This window comes from Lysinibacillus sp. FSL K6-4013, assembly GCF_038630435.1.
Taxonomy (GTDB): domain Bacteria; phylum Bacillota; class Bacilli; order Bacillales_A; family Planococcaceae; genus Lysinibacillus; species Lysinibacillus boronitolerans.
In genome coordinates this window covers 1,803,481-1,823,500 of the sequence record NZ_CP152031.1, presented here as the reverse complement: position 1 = coordinate 1,823,500, position 20,020 = coordinate 1,803,481, and the positions used below count along the sequence as shown (strand labels likewise).

The 20,020-nt window shown below is 38.5% G+C and carries 20 protein-coding genes; 7 read left to right on the top strand and 13 right to left on the bottom strand.

The window, feature by feature from the left end; all coding sequences use genetic code 11:
* Positions 1–9 precede the first annotated feature (9 nt).
* A complete protein-coding gene (locus MHB39_RS08735) occupies positions 10–1,437 on the top strand; it encodes a LutB/LldF family L-lactate oxidation iron-sulfur protein (RefSeq protein WP_342546312.1) in 1,428 nt (475 codons plus the stop codon).
* On the top strand, positions 1,437–2,153 hold the full coding sequence (locus tag MHB39_RS08730) for a lactate utilization protein C (RefSeq protein ID WP_342546311.1): 717 nt from the start codon (positions 1,437–1,439) through the stop codon (positions 2,151–2,153). Before MHB39_RS08735 ends, MHB39_RS08730 begins: the two co-directional genes overlap by 1 nt.
* A gap of 36 nt (positions 2,154–2,189) precedes the next feature.
* Here MHB39_RS08730 and MHB39_RS08725 read toward each other — a convergent pair whose 3' ends face one another.
* Positions 2,190–3,485 (bottom strand): MFS transporter, encoded by a 1,296-nt coding sequence (locus MHB39_RS08725; protein ID WP_333005754.1) that lies wholly within the window; start codon positions 3,483–3,485, stop codon positions 2,190–2,192.
* Positions 3,486–3,606: 121 nt separating this feature from the next.
* Between MHB39_RS08725 and MHB39_RS08720 the strand changes: the two genes are divergently transcribed.
* Positions 3,607–4,860: a helix-turn-helix transcriptional regulator gene (locus MHB39_RS08720; protein WP_016995213.1), complete on the top strand. Its 1,254-nt coding sequence runs from the start codon at positions 3,607–3,609 to the stop codon at positions 4,858–4,860.
* A gap of 40 nt (positions 4,861–4,900) precedes the next feature.
* Here MHB39_RS08720 and MHB39_RS08715 read toward each other — a convergent pair whose 3' ends face one another.
* Positions 4,901–6,805 (bottom strand): endonuclease MutS2, encoded by a 1,905-nt coding sequence (locus tag MHB39_RS08715; protein WP_342546310.1) that lies wholly within the window; start codon positions 6,803–6,805, stop codon positions 4,901–4,903.
* A 649-nt stretch (positions 6,806–7,454) separates the two neighbouring features.
* On the opposite strand from MHB39_RS08715, the gene MHB39_RS08710 reads away from it, so the two are divergent.
* Positions 7,455–7,691 (top strand): hypothetical protein, encoded by a 237-nt coding sequence (locus tag MHB39_RS08710; protein ID WP_342546309.1) that lies wholly within the window; start codon positions 7,455–7,457, stop codon positions 7,689–7,691.
* A gap of 134 nt (positions 7,692–7,825) precedes the next feature.
* On the opposite strand, the gene rarD is transcribed toward MHB39_RS08710, so the two are convergent.
* The 9 genes from rarD to MHB39_RS08665 all read right to left on the bottom strand — a co-directional run bounded on the left by rarD (position 7,826) and on the right by MHB39_RS08665 (position 14,828).
* Positions 7,826–8,734, bottom strand: coding sequence for an EamA family transporter RarD (gene rarD, locus MHB39_RS08705; RefSeq protein ID WP_036076361.1), 909 nt, complete (start codon positions 8,732–8,734; stop codon positions 7,826–7,828).
* A gap of 134 nt (positions 8,735–8,868) precedes the next feature.
* A complete protein-coding gene (locus tag MHB39_RS08700) occupies positions 8,869–9,405 on the bottom strand; it encodes a hypothetical protein (RefSeq protein ID WP_312125973.1) in 537 nt (178 codons plus the stop codon).
* 220 nt (positions 9,406–9,625) lie between these two features.
* The gene (locus MHB39_RS08695; RefSeq protein WP_016995219.1) at positions 9,626–10,795 is read right to left on the bottom strand and encodes a toxic anion resistance protein; all 1,170 of its coding nucleotides are present in this window, start codon (positions 10,793–10,795) and stop codon (positions 9,626–9,628) included.
* Between the two features lie 67 nt (positions 10,796–10,862).
* Positions 10,863–11,120 (bottom strand): hypothetical protein, encoded by a 258-nt coding sequence (locus MHB39_RS08690; RefSeq protein WP_342546308.1) that lies wholly within the window; start codon positions 11,118–11,120, stop codon positions 10,863–10,865.
* Positions 11,121–11,259: 139 nt separating this feature from the next.
* Positions 11,260–12,504 (bottom strand): ABC transporter permease, encoded by a 1,245-nt coding sequence (locus MHB39_RS08685; protein WP_342546307.1) that lies wholly within the window; start codon positions 12,502–12,504, stop codon positions 11,260–11,262.
* Positions 12,488–13,393 carry an ABC transporter ATP-binding protein gene (locus MHB39_RS08680; RefSeq protein ID WP_342546306.1) on the bottom strand — a complete coding sequence of 302 codons (906 nt, stop codon included), beginning with the start codon at positions 13,391–13,393 and terminating at the stop codon, positions 12,488–12,490. The genes MHB39_RS08685 and MHB39_RS08680 overlap by 17 nt, the downstream gene beginning before the upstream one ends.
* 13 nt (positions 13,394–13,406) lie before the next feature.
* Positions 13,407–13,937 (bottom strand): DUF2812 domain-containing protein, encoded by a 531-nt coding sequence (locus MHB39_RS08675; protein ID WP_257521824.1) that lies wholly within the window; start codon positions 13,935–13,937, stop codon positions 13,407–13,409.
* 77 nt (positions 13,938–14,014) lie between these two features.
* Positions 14,015–14,512, bottom strand: coding sequence for a DUF2812 domain-containing protein (locus MHB39_RS08670; RefSeq protein ID WP_342546305.1), 498 nt, complete (start codon positions 14,510–14,512; stop codon positions 14,015–14,017).
* A 1-nt stretch (position 14,513) separates the two neighbouring features.
* Complete coding sequence (locus MHB39_RS08665) at positions 14,514–14,828, bottom strand: helix-turn-helix transcriptional regulator (RefSeq protein WP_342546304.1); 315 nt, start codon at positions 14,826–14,828, stop codon at positions 14,514–14,516.
* Positions 14,829–14,981: 153 nt separating this feature from the next.
* Between MHB39_RS08665 and MHB39_RS08660 the strand changes: the two genes are divergently transcribed.
* Together MHB39_RS08660 and MHB39_RS08655 are read left to right on the top strand one after the other, a co-directional pair.
* Positions 14,982–15,569 carry a TetR/AcrR family transcriptional regulator gene (locus tag MHB39_RS08660; protein WP_036076372.1) on the top strand — a complete coding sequence of 196 codons (588 nt, stop codon included), beginning with the start codon at positions 14,982–14,984 and terminating at the stop codon, positions 15,567–15,569.
* Between the two features lie 58 nt (positions 15,570–15,627).
* The gene (locus MHB39_RS08655; protein ID WP_342546303.1) at positions 15,628–16,800 is read left to right on the top strand and encodes an ABC transporter permease; all 1,173 of its coding nucleotides are present in this window, start codon (positions 15,628–15,630) and stop codon (positions 16,798–16,800) included.
* A 585-nt stretch (positions 16,801–17,385) separates the two neighbouring features.
* Here the strand turns inward: MHB39_RS08655 and MHB39_RS08650 are convergent.
* Complete coding sequence (locus MHB39_RS08650; protein ID WP_258860073.1) at positions 17,386–17,967, bottom strand: TetR/AcrR family transcriptional regulator; 582 nt, start codon at positions 17,965–17,967, stop codon at positions 17,386–17,388.
* A 155-nt stretch (positions 17,968–18,122) separates the two neighbouring features.
* Between MHB39_RS08650 and MHB39_RS08645 the strand changes: the two genes are divergently transcribed.
* Entirely contained in the window at positions 18,123–18,494 is a 372-nt protein-coding gene (locus tag MHB39_RS08645; protein WP_342546302.1) for an SDR family oxidoreductase, read from the top strand.
* A 48-nt stretch (positions 18,495–18,542) separates the two neighbouring features.
* Here the strand turns inward: MHB39_RS08645 and brnQ are convergent, their stop codons facing one another.
* A complete protein-coding gene (brnQ, locus tag MHB39_RS08640; protein WP_342546301.1) occupies positions 18,543–19,883 on the bottom strand; it encodes a branched-chain amino acid transport system II carrier protein in 1,341 nt (446 codons plus the stop codon).
* Positions 19,884–20,020 lie beyond the last annotated feature (137 nt).

Here is a 20,020-nt window from a genome sequence, read left to right as displayed (position 1 = left end):
GAAATAAACATGGCCATGAAAACAAGTGATGATCGGTTTCAACAACGTGTCACGAAAGAGCTAGATAATCAATTTATGCGTCGTGCGGTTTCGAGTGCCCAAGAACGTTTTCAAACACGTCGCCTTCAACAAGCAGATGAATTAGGACATTGGGAAGAATGGCGTTCTCATGGAGAGGAAATTCGCAAGCATGTTTTAGCAAATCTTGATTATTACCTTTATCAATTAAGTGAAAATGTTGCTAAACGAGGTGGGCATGTGTTCTTTGCGCAAACTGCACAGGAAGCAACCGACTATATTCAAAGCATTGCTAAAAAGAAAAATGCGGCAAAAATTGTGAAATCCAAATCAATGGTGACAGAAGAAATTAACTTAAATACAGCTTTAGAAGCGCTTGGTTGTGAAGTGATTGAGACGGACCTAGGTGAATATATTTTGCAGGTGGCAGATCACGAGCCCCCTTCGCATATCGTGGCGCCAGCCTTGCATAAAAATAAGGAGCAAATTCGAGATGTTTTTAAGGAAAAACAAGGCTACAGTCAAACAGAAAAGCCAGAGGAACTTGCCCTTTATGTACGTGAAAAATTACGACAGGAATATTTAACAGCCGATATTGGTATTACAGGCTGTAATTTTGCTATTGCTGAAAGTGGCTCGATTACACTCGTTACGAATGAGGGCAATGCTGATTTAGTAACAGCACTACCAAAAACACAAATCACAGTTATGGGAATGGAAAGAATAGTTCCTACCTTTGAAGAAATGGAAGTCCTTGTTAGTTTATTAACAAGAAGTGCTGTAGGTCAAAAACTAACGAGCTATATTACAACGTTAACAGGCGTAAAGGACCACGAGGATACGGATGGACCAGAGGAATTTCATTTAGTTATTGTGGATAATGGACGCTCGGCTATTTTAGGTAGTGAATTCCAGCCTATTTTACAGTGCATTCGCTGTGCTGCCTGTGTCAATGCTTGCCCTGTCTATCGTCATGTGGGTGGGCATACGTACGGCTCTATCTACTCAGGACCTGTAGGTGTTGTCCTCTCTCCACTTTTAGGAGGCTATGATGATTTTAAAGAACTGCCCTATGCTTCTACATTGTGCGGTGCTTGTACAGATGCATGCCCTGTTAAAATTCCATTACATCAGCTCATTCATCGCCATCGTCAGGTCATTGTTGAAAATGAGGGCAAGGCACCTATCTCTGAAAAACTTTTAATGAAGGCATTTGGTCTAGGGGCTTCCTCCCCTACCCTTTATAAAATGGCGACAAAAATGGCTGCACCTGCCATGTCTCCATTTACCAAAGACAAGACCATTTCTAAAGGGCCAGGCCCATTAAAAGCATGGACCGAGGCAAGGGATTTTCCTGCCCCGAGTAAAGACAGCTTTAGAGACTGGATGAAGCATCGTACAAAAGGAGGCGAGCAATAATGACTGGTATGATTCAGCATCGAGAAACCTTTTTAGCAAATATCGCGAAGCAACTCGGACGTTCGCCTAAGGCAGAACTTCCACGACCAACTTGGCAGTATCAGCCTCAAGATCGTGTGCTCAAAGATGCGACAAAGGATGAATTGGTAGACATATTAATCCAGCAGTGCGCCAACATTCATACCAATATTGTCATTTCTAGTACTGCCACACTTCCACAGGATTTACAGAAAGTTGTTGATAATTATGGAGGTCAGTCCGTTATTACATGGAAGGATAAACGGTTCCAAGATTATGGATTAGCCGCGCTTATGAACGAACAATGGTCACAAGCCAATATTCAGCTTTATGAATGGGATCCACAGCATCCTGAGGAAAATATACGACAAGCTGAAAAGGCAAATATCGGAATGACAATTAGTGAAATGACGTTAGCAGAATCGGGAACTGCCGTGCTCTTTAGTAGCAAAGATAAAGGGAGAAGCATTAGCTTTTTACCTGAAAAGTCGATCATTTTCATTCCTAAAAGTACAATTGTACCTCGTATGACACAGGCAGCACGCTGGATTAGTGAAAAAATCCGTCAGGGTGAAAAAATTGCTTCCTGTATTAACTTTATTACGGGACCAAGCAACTCAGCCGATATCGAAATGATTCTTATCGTTGGAGTTCATGGTCCTATTCAAGCAACCTATATTGTCATTGAGGATCAGTAAAAGAACAGGCATGCATTTCGCTGCATGCCTGTTCTTTTACGTTGTTGTGTTCGCGACCCCTTCTGGTAGAGCTGCTTTTTCATAATACTCTGGATGTGCCTCTTTTAAAATAGAGGAGCGCAGCATCACAAGTGAAATGATAATAATAATGATACTCGTTACTGGTAAAATAATCGTTGCTGGTAATGTATCATATAACATGCCATAGACTACCATACCAATCGGCATCATGGACATCGCCATCGTCTCCATTAGCCCAAAAACACGCCCACGGTACTCTTCCGCAATGATTTTTTGCATATACACCCCGATGGGCATATTAATCCCTATTTCGAAAATTGCGAAAATAAAGTAAATGATGAGATAGAAGATCACGATAGCAATATAGGAAAAATCAGTGACTAATGGGATGACTGCTAAGCCAACACTTCCCGCCAATAGTAATAAGCTGATTTTGGAAAAGCGTAAAGGGACCTTTACTTCAGGTCTTGTTGCGAAATAAAGGGATGCCAAGAGCATACCTAATGCACCAGACGCTTCAATAAAGCCAAAGTGTGTAGATTTTACTTTTAGCAATTCAATAATGATGTACGTTCCTCCAACAGCGATGGCAGAAAAGAATAGGTTGATCCACAATGCAACCCACATAATGGTCTTAATGACGTTACGTTGCTTGATATAATGAAAACCACTTTTCAGCCCTTCCCACATCTTTTCTTTTTTCGTATCTTCCCCTCTTGTACTATAAAGGTTAAAATCCATTGTTGCCTCTAAACAAAAGGCAATCGCATAGGCCACCATATTCACCATTAAAAATACATCCATATTAAAAAATCCATACATCATACCACCAATGACTGGTCCTCCAATTGCAGCTACAGACATTGACATTTGGTTAAATGACATCGCACGCTGTAATCGCTCTGGATTGACAAGTGTGGCAATAGCCGATGAAAACGTTACACCAGAAAAGGCTGAGCAAATCGTATTAAAAACAGTAGCTATGTAAATAGCATAAACGGACATTCCTACTGTTTCTGTATAAAGCAGTAATCCCCCTACTGTCAAAATGGTGCCTGCCTGTGCTAGTAAAATCGTACGCTTTTTTGAAAAATTATCTGCGACATAGCCAGCTAATGGTGCCACAAGAGCGCGTGGTAATACGGAACAAATCATATTGGTAGCAAAGCTCATTGCCGACCCAGTCATTGCTAAAATATACAAGCTGAAACCAAATGCCATGACATTTGCACCCAACATGGCAATCATTTTACTCGCCGTGAACGTCCATAAGTGGTAAGTCGCCTTTTTTAATTTTTCTACCTCATTCATCTAAACCCCTCCTTTATTTAACTAAATTAAAAAGTTTAATTAAGTTAAACAAAATATACCATAGCTCCCTCTTTTCACGCAAGCAAAAGTTTAATATAATTAAACAAAAGGAGGCGAGGCAGTGGACTCTTTAGGCACACGAATTCGCAAATTAAGGAAAGAACAAAAATTAACATTAGAGGCACTCGCCGGTGATCGTCTAACTAAAGGAATGTTAAGCCAAATAGAAAATGATAAGGCCAAGCCTTCCATGGAAAGCCTTGACTATATTGCTGAACGTTTAGGTGTAAAAGCTAGTGAATTACTGGAAGAAGTAACGCCATCCTCCATTCGCCAGCTATTAGAACAGGTGGAAAGTTTATTTGCAGAAGTAAAACGTGGAGATGCCGATCATCATCAAGAAATTGTCGATTTAATAAAGCCGTCTGTGGAGGGCCTACCTCAAAGTTATGAAGCTGGCCGTTTATTGTATATTTACGCAGATGCCCAGTATGAAGCAGGATTAACAACATGGGAAGTCCCGCTTCAGCAAGCCCGCACTATTTTTAAGGAAATTAATTTACTCAGCCATTGGTTCAAAACCTTTATCCTAGAGATGGCTATTTTAGCAGCAAAACGTCAATATACATTGGCTTACGATCGTATCTTACAGGCAAAAGACATTATCGAACAAGAGGACTATCAGCTTGATTCTCGTGATGCCTTATTAATGACTTATTATACAAGTATTTTCCAACTTGCAATTGGTGAACATGAGGAAGGGAAAAAATTAATTCAAGAGACGATTGCCAATGCTCATAAAAACCAACTGTTCTATCAGATTGATAATATGTACAGAATTGGAGCCTATTGTGCGATGATTGATCATGATTTTGAACAAACCAATCATATGTTTATGAAACTGGAGCAATATCAGGCATTTGCTGAACGTGTTGAGGTTGATGCTTTTATTTTTGTATTGAAGGCACATTATTATAATAATTACAGCAATAATTTTGAGCAGGCTCTGATCGAAATAGAACGTTTTAATCAGCTTCGACACGATGATTATTTAGACAAGCTTGATCCAAACTTTTATTATGCTGAAAAAGGAAAATCCTTATATTTACTTGGTCGTTATGAGGAAGCGAAAGCTGCATTTGAACAGTATAAACACATCCCGATCTATATTAGTCATCCATATGATATTTTAAGCTTAAATGAATGCTTTTCCTATAAAGCCCTTTGCTATGCACATTTTGGTGAGCTAACAACAGCCTATGAAATTGCAAAAATGGCCTATACTGATTCATTGGATTTAGTGGATTTACCCTATAAACGAAAAATCGAGGAAGTCTATCGAACGATTAAGGCACAGATTGATTCCATAACCTAATGAGTAAAGGGATTGCACGAGGCTGTGCAATCCCTTGTTTTTATTGCTGACGATCGTTCTTAATTTGTTTATGGATCTTGCGTAACGCTTTTTTCGAACCACGCTCGATATCGTGCTGAAGCTTCCGATCCTGATAGTCTACAAATAATGTCTCTAAATCATATCCCTCAGGGTATAACTCTGTTGCAGGTAATTCAAGAGCAAGTCGCTTTACGTTCACTTCTAGTATTTGCCCCTGATAGAATACGCTGACATTATTGTACGGATTCATTTCTTCATATACCAATCCCACATCATCATAGTCCAATAATTTCACACGATCCCCTTTGGCAAATGTATAAACTGCTGCCAAGCTTTTTTTCTCTTCTTTAGGCTTACGAATTTTACTGTCCTGAACGAGCGTCAGCTGATATTCTTTATTATTTATATAATCCTTCGCTCTTTGTAAAACAGCTTCGCGGACATTCATTTTTTTGGAAATCCATAAAGCATTGCTTTCTCCAGACGTGCCGATGAGTAATTGATACAAAGGCTCTAATGTTTCAGCATGAAAGCGCATTGCTGCATTCATAAAATCAGGATGCATTTCAGAAAATCGTTTAATTTCACCATAATGTGTAGTTGCCACAGTTATACAGCCCATTTGATAAAATTCCTCTAATATCGCAATGGCTAGTGCTGCTCCTTCATTTGGCTCTGTTCCACTGCCAATTTCATCAAACAGTAAGAGTGTATGATTATTAGCAGCTCTCATAATATCAGAAAGATTTTTCATATGAGAAGAAAACGTACTAAGTGCATTCTCTATACTTTGATTATCGCCAATATCAACAAAGATATGATCAAATACAGCCATTTCCGTTCCTTCGTCCGCTACAATATGGAAGCCTGACATTGTAGCTAATGTTAAAAGGCCAATGGTTTTCAACACAACCGTTTTCCCGCCAGCGTTTGGCCCTGTAATAATTAAGCTACGGTAGTCTTTCGCGATGGAAAATTGAAGAGGTACCGCATTTCCTGGTAGTAATGGGTGCTTACCATTGATCAGTTGAATATAACCATAATCATTTATAAGCGGCTCCCTACCACCTATTTGTCTACTGAACTTCGCTTTGGCAAAAACCATATCGTATTGACTGATCAACTCCATGTTAATGGTGATTGCATGAAGATGTTCCATCAATAACCCTGATAAAGACGCTAAAATCTGATATTCCTCCACCGCTTCCTCAGCCTTTAAGGTAGCTAATTCTACATTTAATTTAGCGACAACACTTGGCTCCATAAAAACGGTTGCCCCTTTTGAGGAAATTTCAACGACTGTTCCCTGTACATGATTTTTATAGGTCGCCTTAATCGGAATCGTATAGCGATCATCCTTTTGACTAATAAAAAATTCCTGGATATACGGTTTATTGGCACTGTTATTTAAAAATTTCGTTAAACGTTCTTTTATTTTTTCCTCTGTCGTTTCCATATGATGACGGATGCGTTTTAATTCACGACTAGCAGCCGAATCTACACGATTGGCTTTGATCGCAAAATTTATCTCCTCCTCCACGCTTTTAAATTCAGCCATAGAATGAGCGTAAGAGGAAAGAACAGGCGCAAAAAATGCCTTATCTAACATAAATTTTTTGATGTTGCGGCAGCCTCGTAAAAAATCGGAGATACTTACTAGCTCACTGGGCTCAAGAAGCATCCCCTTTTCAAGCTTTGTCATAATATGCTCAATATTTGATACCCCTAAAAACGGAACATGCCCCTCTGCATCCAATATGGCACGCGCTTCAGTTGTTTCATTCAACCGATTTTTTACCACTGCTAAGCTTGAGCTTGGCATTAATTTATCTAAAAGCTGTTTTCCTAACCCGCTGACACAGTAGGATTTAACGATGTCCTTTAATTCATGATATTGTAATTTTTCAAGTGTAGTATTATTCATTTCTTTTTGCTCCCCATTGTCATGTTTTATCATACATGAAGATACCTACCCAATATTAGATAGCAATGATGGTTTAAACAACATAAAAAAGCTGTGAGGAATCCCCACAGCTCTATCTTTAAAAGGCGCGTTTTCTCGGCATCACAAATAAAACTTCATCTAATTGAAGTTTCTATCCTTTATGCCACGCTTAATAAAGTATTGTAGGTATCTACATAGGTTGTTGAAATAGGTCCATGACAAAATAAGGGGTGTTCATAACATATATCCCCTGCTGTCGTCATCGCCACTATTTCATTCAATTTTTACCTAGTTAGAACCTACCGCACTCACAAAAAGCACCTCTCATTAATTGATCATTGTTATCTAATTATTGACATTTTACTATATGCTGGCATGAAAGTAAAGGTGCCTAAGCTTCAAAAGGTTTTCTCCTAATTTTGTCGAATCTATCAAAAAGACACTATTTGGAGGGAGTACCTAAATGCAACAAAAGACTCCCCTTTGCCTGTTTACCATTATTTTTTATAATCCCTACAGCCTCTGCCACATCAACTGTGATTGATGAAAGAAACGCAATGGGCTTTCATTATGCAGTCTTCCACTTTAAGTGGAATGAGAGTCAAGACAATGCAATATAGAGTAAGCCGTGAATAAGTTACACGCTACATTCATTGTTAGCCTCATCCTACTCAGTGCACTCCTAATGGCTGCCATTATTTGTTGGCTATTCTATAGAAAGCAAAAGCATGAGCTGAAAAATTCAGCAGCCATCGTAATCGTTTTACCATTCGTTCTAGCGATTTTAATAGTTTTCAAACAGGCACTTCATCTCAACCAGACAATTCAAGAAGCTACCTTTATTTTTTACCATATTAGTGGATGAATTTTATCGATCTTTAAAATACGATTAAACAAAATAGCGGGCAATCCGATAAGGAAATAAAAAAGTTTTGTGCATTACAAAGCGAAGTGGTAAAAGTTACATAAAAAAGACTTGTAGAAAAATCTACAAGTCTTTTACGAAACTGATTTATGATGGGCTTTTCTTGTTTCGATAATTTTAGAACCAGAAAATAAGAGTAATGCTGCCCAAATAATGCTGAATGCAAGGAGCTCAACCTGACTAAATGGCTCTTTGTATAGCACGATGCCTAAAATCAGGACAATGGTTGGCGATACATATTGGATAAACCCTAGTAAGTATAAAGGTATATTTTGTGCCCCCTTCGCAAATAAAATAAGCGGGACGGCTGTTACTAAGCCACTGAAGATCATCAAAATATCTGTTTTAACATCGACATGTAAAAACGAAGCTTGATGTGTAGCAAAAAGATAAACATAATAGCCTAATGCAAAGGGTAAAATCAATAACGTTTCAATGGCTAGCCCTCTTGTTGCATCCAATGTAATTTTCTTTTTCAGCACACCATAAATTGCGAAGGATAGCGCAATCAATAAAGCTACCCACGGGACAGAGCCATAATTCATTGTTAAAATAATCACCGCAATAAAAGCAATTCCTGTCGCTACCCATTGTGCACGACTGAGCGATTCTTTAAAGAAAATCACCCCAAAGATTACAGACAAGAGCGGATTAATATAATAACCTAAGCTCGTTTCAATGAGATGATTATGCGTCACTGCCCAAATATATAAATACCAGTTCATTGAAATGACAAAGGACGCACCCGCAAGCTGCCAGAAATGCTTTTGATGTGACCATAAATATTTTAAATCTGCTACGAGGTCATGACGCATGCGAAATACGATCACTGCCAGCACCGTAAAGACAAAGGACCAAATGACACGGGATAATAAAATCTCCATACTTGGTACATGCTCAAGTAATTTCCAATATAGAGGGAATGCTCCCCAAAAGGCATAGGCAAAAAAGGCAGCCAAAACTCCTTTTTTCTCATTTGACATGATACTAACGCTCCTACTCTTATTGAAATCGGTCAACGATTTCCTATAATCTTAAACTAGTTAAAGAATAGACTCATTATAGGACTTTGAGTAGCTGCTGTAAATGCCAAATTTCTAGTTCCTTTTAAAAGCTGTTAACCTTTCTGTTCCGATTCTAGCTCAGAAATATACTTGCGTACGGTACTATAGCTAATCTCTGGATTGATTTGGCGCTTGATGCGAATATGGATTTCTTTAATTCCAACCCCTTGCTCACGCATAGCCCGAATCATCGACTTCACAGGCCCCGTCAATGTCTCTCTTGACATCGCTGTATATTTACTAAGCTCCATAAGAAGATCTGTATTTTCTTGGCGGAGCACCTTCATCTCCTCCACTACACAATTGTATTCAGTTACCTTTTTCTGCAAGACTGTGTTTTGCTGCTTTAACTTTTGTAGATCTTCTGTTAGCTGTGTATTTTGTTTTTTTAGCATTTTTCGTTCTCGTTCTAAACCATTTTGCTTGTTATCTAAATCTTTATGCATAGCATTATGTAACTCTTCCATATGCAAAAGCTCTTGATAGCGACTTTGCGGTACAATCATTAAGCTATCTGTCGTGTATAGAGCAAGCGTTCCATCTTTAAAAGGCTCATACGACAATGTAGAGGCATTTATCTTATTTGCCATTTATTTTCACTCCTCCACGAATAAATACATGTAATCGAATACCCTTGTGCAGCATCTTTCCGCTTCCTCTTCATTTGATAATCATTCTCATTTGATTTTATCATAATCACTATTTTGCTTTTTGTCAAAGATCATTTCTCACACGCGGAAGGAGTCCTTGCTCACCTACACTTTCCATAAAAAAAGCCTCTTGCAACAATAGCTGCAAGAAGCTTTAGCCTTACATTTTTTTCAGTTTCTCATACTCCAATTGCAAACGCTCAATACGTTTACGACCTTCTTCACGGTTTCTTGCTGTTTCTGCTTGAATTTGCTTCGTTTCTTGAATACCAGCCATAATTGTTTGCCATGTTGTTTCAATGGTTTCGATTTTAATGCTTGGGCTGCCAGCTTGACGAGCAATATTCACACTGTTCTTACTAATATTTTCAGCATTTCGGACAAGCATTTCATTCGTACGACGATCTAGCTCCACCATAGAATCAGAAATCAGCTTTTGACGCTTTAATGTCACTGCGTGAATTAGCCCCTGCTTAAAGATCGGAATCGTTGTGACAAAGGCAGAATTAATCTTGGCAATCAGATGATTGTTCCCTTGCTGCATTAAGCGAATTTGAGGTGCTGATTGGAATGATACTTGTTGTGCCATTTCTAAATCATAGCGACGTTGCTCTAATAATTCCACAGCGCGAAGCATTGTTTCATATTCCATAGCTGCCAATTGGTCACCACTTTGAGCCTTTTGTTCAAGTGCTGGTAAAGAGGCACGGACCTCTTCTGTTTTCACTTCAATAGCTGCAACAAATTTACTTAATGATTGGAAGTAGTTTAAATTTTGTTCATACAGATTTTCAAGGTCAATGGTATTACGCTTCATTTCCCCTTCATATTTTTGAATTTCACGGTAAATGACATCCACTTCTTTATTCATGCTGTCATACTTAGATAAGAACCTTTCCAATTGCTCTTTTCCTTTGTTAAAGAGCTTGGAGATGAAACCGCCCTTTTTCTCTTCCGCAAAATCCTGTGGATCGAATTTATCCATAATTTTATTCAGGTTATTTAATAGCACACTCGATTCTTCCAGCTTACTAGCTTTCATCGTTGCGAGCATTTTATCTGAAAAGGTCGAAATGCCACTTGCTGTTTCTTTACCGAGCTCTAGCATGGCAATTTGATCTTTGACATCAATTTTTTGTGCAAGTGTATGAACCTCTGGATCTTGCTTTAACATTAGCTGATTTTGTGCGATTTGTGATAGCTCCTGCTCAGATACAAGCACCGGCTTTTGCTCAGTTGCCTGCTGTAAAAGTGGATTTGGCTGTAATAAAGGATTTTCTGAAGCGAATGGGTCCTTGGATTTTAAAAGATCATTGTTGAATTCAGACATACGTTTTACCCCCTGCAATTTATCTCTACTAATTACTTACGATTACCATGTAAAAAAGTTTCATTTTCTATAGGATGAAAAAATACGAATCTGCTATACAATAGCCATTTTGATTGAACTTATATTGCAAACTATATTGGTTAGGGTGAGCATCATTAACAAAAATTTCCATATCTGTCCAATAGTGAAGAATTGCTTCTATTTCTTTACTAGTAGGGCATAGCTGTTGAAGCTTTTGAAAGAGCTGCGCTTTTTCTTCGATTGTTGCTAAACGCTGATTTGATGATCGGTCAAGAATTGCCTCCACCTCTGATTTAGCTAACATCGTCTCATCCCCTTTTATAAATTATAGCCTCTTTCTATCCAAAATTCGACTCATTCCGTAAATTCCTTTACATTGTTTGCTAACAATGGCATCATCTCACTAAAAAAGCAGCTACATTATCCATGTAGCTGCCATTATGTTATGTTGTTACTTTTAATACCGTTTTAATTTTTTGAATGACACCGCCAGAGCTATATGTCAATACACTACGTTTATAGAACGATAAACTAAATAGGTACACAACAACAATCGTTACGATTAAAATTCCTAATGAAAGTAATGGTACAATGCCACCGATATCTGTAGCGCCAATACGCATTGGCATGATCATGCCAGAAGTTAGTGGGATATAAGAGAATATTTTGATAATAATTGTATCTGGATTACCCATGCCTGTCAGCATAACATAGAAGCCGATGATCGTAATAATCATCGCAGGCATTAATACTTGACCCGCCTCTTCTACTTTCGATACTAAAGAGCCGAATAATGCACCGATGATAAGATAAAGAATAACTGTTAACAGTAGGAATACGATAGCATAGATGACATAGCCAACGGACAATTCCTTGACAATGCTAGCAGCTGCATCCCAAACCATCCCACCTTTGATAAACTTCGCATAGATAAGGAACACGGCCGCAATAATGCCCATCTGTGTTAAAGCAAGCAATAAAACGCCAGCAATTTTTGCTTTAAAATGTGTCCCAGGTTTGACACTTACTAAGAGCATTTCCATTGCGCGTGAGCCCTTTTCAGAGGCTATTTCAGTCGTAATCATCGATAGGAATGTAGAGATAAAGAAATAGATTAAAATCCCAACCGCATAGGAAACCACTAAACCAGATTGCTTTTCTTCCTCACTTTTTCCTCCTGCTGATTCCTCATTTAAGTTTTTCGTTGAAATCGTTGTTTGAGCCGCCATAATTTGTGCTGCTTGCTCTGGCGAAAGCGATAATTGCTGAACAGCATAATGCTGACCAGCATACTGTAATAAGGATGATAATGTAGATTGATCGTTCAATTTCAGTGGTGTGAACGTAGCAATTTCCGCATGTAGCTGACCATTTTGATCGTTAATCGTTACAATAGCATCAAGCTTGCCGTCCTTTACCCTTTTTTCAAGGGCTGAAACATCTTGTTCATCCTGAATAAAGGCCATATCTCCATTCGAGACAAAAATACCACTTAAATCGGCAGAGGTTTCATTGATAATCGCGATTTGCTGTGCTTCATCATCACCTGTGAATAGTTCCTTAATTTCTGACCAGAAGACAGCCACAGACATGACAAAGACATATAAACAAGTCATTAAGATAAAGGATTTTGATTTAATTTTAGCTTTATATAATTGCTTCATTAATAAATTAAACTTCGACAACATGGCCACCTACCTTATCTTTAAAGATTTCATCTAAGGATAAATAATCTAAGCTGAATTTTTCAATATACTTCCCGTTGGATAGCTGCTCAAAGATACTTTGAGCAAAGCTTTCGTCTGCTAATGTAAGCACTGTTTGTTCCTTCTCTACGCGCACATCCTTGACACCCTCTAGTGCCAATAACTGTGTCGTTGACCAATCCGTACGAACAGCAAGCTTTGTTTTACCATATTGTTTCTTTAAATCTAGTAAGCTTCCAGAAAATAAAGAAACACCTCGTTTTAATAAGCATAAATGATCACAAAGCTCCTCGACATTGTCCATTTGGTGACTGGAGAACAAAATCGTCGTACCCTGCTCTTTCAATAGTAAAATAGCATCCTTTAGTAAATCTTTGTTGACGGGATCTAGCCCACTGAACGGCTCATCTAAAATTAAAAACGCAGGTTTATGGATAAAACTTGCAATTAGCTGTACCTTTTGCTGATTCCCTTTTGACAATGTTTCTGCCTTATCTTTACGTTTTTCTCCCAATTCAAAACGTTGAATCCAAAAATCTATTTCCTTTTTCAGCTCTGCTCGCTTCATACCTCGTAGCTCACCAAAAAAGTAAAGCTGCTCCTCTACCTTCATTGTTGGGAAGATACCACGCTCCTCTGGTAAATAACCAAGGACATCTCGGTTAATGGCATTAACTGGCTTACCATCCCAAGTAATTGTCCCCGCCGTCGTCTCCTGTAAATCTAAAATCATTCGGAATGTCGTCGTTTTCCCTGCACCATTTTGACCAATTAGACCGAAAATTTCACCCTTTTCAATGGTAAAATTCAAATCATCCACAGCTGTAAAATCCTTATACTTCTTTGTAACATGCTGTAACTGTAACGTCATGTTGTCATCCTCCTTATCCTTCAAATATATGTAAGTCTTGTTTCAAGCCCTTTTTACGATTTCCATTTTTCACTATAGGAATGAATAGCAGTAAGGCTACAATCAAATTTATGCACCCCACGCTTGTGTTCATAGGTCCTGCAGCGAATTCCTGTAAACCTAGCGATAGATTGTAAATACCAATGATTAAATTTAACAGTAACACAAATATAAATATGCGATTCATGGATTTAATATAGTTTATTTTCGAGGAAGCATCTGAAAATATCTCAAAAGGCCCCTCCGATTTTGGTTTTCGATAATAGGCCCACCCACCAAACTTAGACACACACTCGATATTCATTTCATCTAAAAATTCAAAATAATCCTTCGACTTTCTATTAACAAATTCATTTCGATAAATATATTGACCTGGTGTCCCTTTTTCAAAAACAAAGTAGCCTACCACTGTCTTTTTAAGATTCCACCCCCGATCTGCCATGTCATTGACCCATCGTTCTTCCTTTTCGTAATCAATAAAAAAACGATACATTCTTTTTTTCATTTTGCATCACCCCTACTATAAAATCATGCTTCCTTTTTCATTATTTTCTGATTTCCCGGAAAATAATAGACGCTTCGTTAATCCGAAAATACATTTAATTCTCTCTTTAATCGATTACGTATACGCATAAGCTTATAGAATGGGAGGGTGAATAATACAACAACCACAAGATTCAGCGTATTTAACATGAAACCAACCCAGTCTGTTGTTTTCTCCGAAAAATCACCAATTAAACCGATGAGACCAATGAACAAATTAAGTAGAATAAGAGAAAGTAAGGGCATCATCTTTTTTGACAGGTTACCAATTTTCGTTTTTTTATCAAATGGGCCTTCCTGTGCTGCTTTTCTAAAAAATACAAAATTGCCAGAGCGATCTACTTGCTCATAGTCCTCTTCATAGGGCGAACCAAATCGCCAAAATTCATCATGGCGATAAATATTACTATTTGGCGCTCCCCGTTCAAATGTAAAGCGAATCCATGTGAATTTTTTCAAATGCCAGCCCAGACTAGCCATGTCATTGACCCACTTCTCTATTGCATAGGGATTAATCATCAATCGATATTTATGCATATTATTCAACTCCTCTCGTTATACGGATACCATTGTCAAAAAGTTCCCTTAATCTCAAAATTTCATATTCTACCACTGTTTTTCCAGTTTTAGTAATAATATATTCTTTCTTTCTACCATCCCCATCAAGTGCCTCTATCCAGTCTCGTTCCAGCAACGTTTTAATCGCACCATATATGGTTCCTGCCCCTAAGCGCACGCGTCCATTGCTCATTTCTTCCACCAATTGCATAATGCCATAGCCATGCCTCGCCTCATATAATGCTAACAAAATATAATAAACGCCCTCTGTTAATGGCGGATGTTCCTGCGTCATACAAATCCTCCTTTATATCGCCTATCAATATATCGCCAGTCGATATATTTAAAATATATCAGCAGTCGATATAATTGTCAACGTTCATTCATGGTGTTGCAGTTCACCGTACATTATGCTAGGATGTAAGTAATTACTTGCATGGAAGGAAGTATGTTTTTGACAACGAAAGGAACTGCACAACGAATTATCGAAGCTGCTCTACAATTGATCAGTGAAAAAGGCTATACAGCTGCAACTACCAAAACCATTGCAGAATTAGCAGGTGTCAATGAGGTCACTCTTTTCCGTCATTTTGGCAACAAACGTGGTTTATTAAAGGCCATCATAGAGCAATTTTCTTATTATCCTCTTCTACAGCAGGAGATCAATCAAAATGTAACGTGGGAATTAGAAAAGGATTTATTAAATTTCTCATTGAAGCATTTTCATTTTTTAATGTCGATTAAAGATTTTGTCATGATCGGCTTTAAGGAATCCATTCAATTTCCTGAAATTAGTGAGGAAATCGCCAATATCCCTCTCCTCATCAAAAAGGAGCTCATTCACTATTTTCAAGAGATGCATCAGCAAGGGAAAATAAGAGAAGTTGATTTTGAAGCAGCAGCGTTATCGCTTATTGCTTTGAATTTTGGTCATTTTATGTCACGTGCTCGACTTGGAACTATCGTGTCTGACTTACCAACTGAAGAACTTTTACAAACTAGTGTTGCTATTTTTTCTAGGGGACTTGTTTCCTAGAAAAAATTTTTCTAATCAATGCAAGTAAGTACTTACTTAATATTAGGGGGAATAAAAAATGACAGGTTTACAAGCACTATTGCGAGTTCGTGAAACCTATATCGGCATTGTTGCAACCATTGCCTTTCAATTAATCTTTTTTACGATCTGGATGACTGCCTATGATGGCGTCAATGAAAGAGCTGAACAGTTAAGCATTGGTCTTGTTGTGGAAGATTCTGCAATGGGTCAGCAGGTAGCACAGAACATCAAAGGTTCCATCCCCTTTTCAATGGAGGACTATCCATCAATGAAGAAAGCTGAGAGCGCATTAAACGAACGACAAATTAATATGATTATGCAAATTCCCGCCGATTTTACAAATCAAATACAAGCTGGGAAAGAGGCTGAAATTATTTATGCGATTAATCAAGCCAATGCAAGTGTAGCGAAAAATATAATGGAGGGGGTAGCAAAGCAATTAACAGAAGAGATCAATCAAGCCCTTTATCCAATGCAACAAAATCAAGCAGTTGAGGTCTTCGCTCAACAATTTGCTCAGCTTCCCTTTGAGCAACAAACTGCCCAACAAATTACCACTTCTGTCAAAACAACTGTAATGAATGTCAAAGACCATCCCGTCGATGGTACGATTGTAAAAACAAATGATGTAAAGGGATTTGCCGCAAACTTTGTCCCACTTATGGTCATCATCTCTTCCTTCGTAGGAGCGATGGTCATGATTATGCAACACCAGCAAGCAGCACAGCTCGTTCAAGAAAGCCTATCAAAATGGCAATTGTTCCTCGCCCGACAACTACTCAATGTGGGCGTAGCCTTTACATTACCATTCATAACAATTGGTTTGATGCGCCTTTTTAATATCGCTAGTCAGGAAAGCCTGCTATCGATTTATTTCTTTCAATCTGTAATGTATCTTGCTTTCCTTAGCTTGGCCCAAGTATTTGTGATTGCCTTTGGGAATATGGGGATGGTATTTAATATTTGTGCTCTCTCACTCCAATTAGTAACATCTGGCGTACTTGTTCCAAAAACCATGCTATCTGAAGGATACAAGCAGGTCGCTGCTATGCTACCTGCCACTTATGGAGCAGATGGCTACTACACGATCATCTTTGGTGGTAGTACCGACAATCTCCTGCAAAACAGTAGCTCCTTAGGCATCATTATCTTCGTAACACTAGCCATTGCTACGCTGATCGTCACATTTAAGCCAGCTCCAGTCCGATGATTTAATAGAAAAGAGAAGGTCTACATGCTGATGTAGACCTTCTCTTTGCGTGGTTATCCGCTACTTTTTCTCTTCTATCCTTCACTTTGAGCTGGCTATCCGCTACTTTTTCTCTTCTATCCTTCAAATTGAGCGTTCTATTCACTGCTTCTTAGTCTATCCTTCAATTCGGGCGTTCTATCCACCACTTTTTCTCTTCTATCCTTCAATTCGGGCGTCCTATCCGCCACTTCTCTCTCTATCCTTCAAATCGAGCGTTCTATCCGCCACTTTTTCTCTTCTATCCTTCAAATTGGGCGTTCTATACGCCACTTCTCTCTATCCTTCAAATCGAGCGTTCTATACGCCACTTTTTCTCTTCTATCCTTCAAATCGGGCGTCCTATCCGCTGCTTCTCTCTCTATCCTTCAAATTGAACGTTCTATCCGCTACTTTTTCTATACTATCCTTCTATTCTGGCGTCCTATCCACTGCTTCTTACTCTATCCTTCAAATCGGGCGTTCTATCCGCCACTTTTTCTCTTCTATCCTTCAAATCGGGCGTTCTATCCGCCACTTCTCTCTCTATCCTTCAATTCAAGCGTTCTATCCGCCACTCCTCACATTCTTTAAAATAGCTGCTAGCTGCTGATTTAACATGGTCACGCTATCGCTGAAATCGCCGCGATACCATTGGATGATGAGTCCGATGATGGCGTTTGCTTGATAGGCACTATAATAGTCGATCGAGATATGATCCTCCATTTGATGCACGTGATGTGAGGTAATATCTCGTTTTAGTAGGGAATAAATACCATCAAAAAGCATGTAGTAGTAGGTCAACGGGACATTTTTAGAAAAGACGATACGGTAAAACATTTTAAAGCGTTCAATATGATGAAAAATACGGATAGTATTGGGATCTAATTGATTTGTGTCCAATGTCGTGACGGCTCGATAGGGTTCTTCATAGGATTGATATAAATCCTCCATTATCTCCTGAAAGTATTCCTCAAAGAGCCCCTCTTTTTGCTCGTAATGTAAATAGAACGTTCCTCTATTCACCTTAGCCTCTCTACATATTTCAGCGATAGAAATTTGTTCCAACGGTTTTTGACTGAGCAATGTTAATAAGGCTCCATGCAAGGCTTGCTTCGTTTTAATAATCCGTAAATCCGTTGTACGCAATTTTTTCAGCTCCTTAATAAACAGTTTGTCCAAATGTGTTGATTACTCAACACATCCCGTTTTTTTGCATATTGAAATCGCTTTCATCTTTATTATATGATTTTAATGAACAGATGTTCAATAACTAACTAAATTACTAGGAGGAGGTCTTTGAGATGAGATTAGCAGGTAAAGTAGCCATTGTGACAGGTGCAGCTTCAGGTATGGGGAAAGCTATTGCAGAAGGATATGCAAAAGAAGGCGCTAAAGTTGTCGTTTCAGACTTAAATTTAGAGGGTGCCCAAGCGGTTGTGGAGGGTATTCAAGCGGCTGGAGGAACAGCATTTGCCATTCAAACCAATGTCGCCTCTTCTATGACAAATATGAGCCAAACAGGTGCTGCACGACAAGCACTAGGACTATCCATCAATCCGCGGGCTGGTCAGCCAGAAGAAATCGCTCAATTAGCGATCTTCCTAGGCTCAGATGAGGCTAGCTTTGTGAATGGACAAGTTATTGCAGTTGATGGTGGCTGGACAGCTTACTAATCCAGAAAGAAACACGCACAGAGACATTTTCTGTGCGTGTTTCTTTCATTATATAACTTTTCGAGACGGAATCATGCTTCCAATTACTACCCCTATTAACGCTGGCAGTATCCATCCTAAGCCAATATCATAAAAAGGTAGCATCGCAGAATAGTATTTCTCTACTGCGTCCAACACACCTAACTTCGCATCTGGCACACTTTCTACCAGGGCTTTATAGCCATCAATCAGGCTAATGAAAAATGTAAAAATCATCGCTATGGCATACACTGTTTGCTTATTCTTAAAGAAGGATGAGCTTAGAGCAAGCAAGATTAGGACGATTGCTAATGGATATAAGAACATTAAAACTGGAATAGCATATTTGATAATATTGTTTAAACCAAAATTTGCAATCGTAAAGGATACAGTACACAACAGGAACACAAACCATTTGTAACTGATTTTTGGAAATACCTCATGGAAAAACTCGCTACAAGATGTAATTAAGCCGATACTTGTTTTTAAGCAAGCGAGCACGATGATGACGGCCAATAAAATAGCTCCAAATGAGCCGAAGTAATGATCGGCCACTGCCGCAAAGATTAAACCACCATTATCAAAAGTCCCGACAGCATTCATACTGGAAGCGCCCATATACGTAATGAGACCATAAATAAGCGTCATTAAAGCCATCGCAAAAATACCTGATGTCCATGTAGCCTTGGCAATTTCCTTACGATCTGTAATCCCTGCACTTTTAATTGCATTAATGACAACAATCCCGAAGGCTAGTGAGGCAAGGGCGTCCATCGTATTATAGCCTTCTTTAAAGCCTGTCATAAAGGCAGCATCCATATATGCACCGATTGGCTGCTGGAAATGGCCCATTGGCTTCGTAATGCTTGTAATAATTAAAATAAATAAAACAACTAAAAATGCGGGCGTTAAATATTTACCGATATAATCCATTATTTTCGCTGGATTTAAAGAAAAATAATAGACAATAGCGAAAAATACAAAGCTAAATACAGCTAGTAGCAGTGTTGCATGTTGTGCTTGAATATATGGCTCAAACCCTACTACAAAAGGTACAGTTGCTGTACGTGGGATGGCAAAGAATGGTCCGATTGTTAAGTACAGTGCCAATGAAAAAATAATGCCAAATATAGGATGAACACGATTGGCTAGATCACGTAAACCATTACTACCTGATAAGCCAATTGCCAAAATTCCGAGGAATGGTAAGCCGATAGCAGTCACTAAAAAACCGATTAATCCAAACCAAAAATTTGTCCCAGCAAATTGACCCATTTGAATAGGAAAAATTAGGTTCCCTGCTCCAAAATACAGTCCAAATAACATGGTTCCAATGACTGCGTAAGTTGAAAAAGGTATTTTTTGTTGCATAATTGATGTGCTCCTTAGAAGTTTTAAACTATAGCAAATTATTTTAATCGAATGATTTTTCACTACAATTTCATCATGTTATCAAGCATTTATTATAATTACAATAGTTTTTTCGTTTATCCAGTGAGATTCAACAA

Excerpts from the sequence above, each read along its gene's own strand:
- MHB39_RS08735 (WP_342546312.1), top strand. The coding sequence starts at position 10 with ATGGCCATGAAAACAAGTGATGATCGGTTTCAACAACGTGTCACGAAA.
- MHB39_RS08730 (WP_342546311.1), top strand. The coding sequence starts at position 1,437 with ATGACTGGTATGATTCAGCATCGAGAAACCTTTTTAGCAAATATCGCG.
- MHB39_RS08725 (WP_333005754.1), bottom strand. The coding sequence starts at position 3,485 with ATGAATGAGGTAGAAAAATTAAAAAAGGCGACTTACCACTTATGGACG.
- MHB39_RS08715 (WP_342546310.1), bottom strand. The coding sequence starts at position 6,805 with ATGAATAATACTACACTTGAAAAATTACAATATCATGAATTAAAGGAC.
- rarD (WP_036076361.1), bottom strand. The coding sequence starts at position 8,734 with ATGTCAAATGAGAAAAAAGGAGTTTTGGCTGCCTTTTTTGCCTATGCC.
- MHB39_RS08700 (WP_312125973.1), bottom strand. The coding sequence starts at position 9,405 with ATGGCAAATAAGATAAATGCCTCTACATTGTCGTATGAGCCTTTTAAA.
- MHB39_RS08695 (WP_016995219.1), bottom strand. The coding sequence starts at position 10,795 with ATGTCTGAATTCAACAATGATCTTTTAAAATCCAAGGACCCATTCGCT.
- MHB39_RS08690 (WP_342546308.1), bottom strand. The coding sequence starts at position 11,120 with ATGTTAGCTAAATCAGAGGTGGAGGCAATTCTTGACCGATCATCAAAT.
- MHB39_RS08685 (WP_342546307.1), bottom strand. The coding sequence starts at position 12,504 with ATGTTGTCGAAGTTTAATTTATTAATGAAGCAATTATATAAAGCTAAA.
- MHB39_RS08680 (WP_342546306.1), bottom strand. The coding sequence starts at position 13,393 with ATGACGTTACAGTTACAGCATGTTACAAAGAAGTATAAGGATTTTACA.
- MHB39_RS08675 (WP_257521824.1), bottom strand. The coding sequence starts at position 13,937 with ATGAAAAAAAGAATGTATCGTTTTTTTATTGATTACGAAAAGGAAGAA.
- MHB39_RS08670 (WP_342546305.1), bottom strand. The coding sequence starts at position 14,512 with ATGCATAAATATCGATTGATGATTAATCCCTATGCAATAGAGAAGTGG.
- MHB39_RS08665 (WP_342546304.1), bottom strand. The coding sequence starts at position 14,828 with ATGACGCAGGAACATCCGCCATTAACAGAGGGCGTTTATTATATTTTG.
- MHB39_RS08660 (WP_036076372.1), top strand. The coding sequence starts at position 14,982 with ATGTTTTTGACAACGAAAGGAACTGCACAACGAATTATCGAAGCTGCT.
- MHB39_RS08655 (WP_342546303.1), top strand. The coding sequence starts at position 15,628 with ATGACAGGTTTACAAGCACTATTGCGAGTTCGTGAAACCTATATCGGC.
- MHB39_RS08645 (WP_342546302.1), top strand. The coding sequence starts at position 18,123 with ATGAGATTAGCAGGTAAAGTAGCCATTGTGACAGGTGCAGCTTCAGGT.
- brnQ (WP_342546301.1), bottom strand. The coding sequence starts at position 19,883 with ATGCAACAAAAAATACCTTTTTCAACTTACGCAGTCATTGGAACCATG.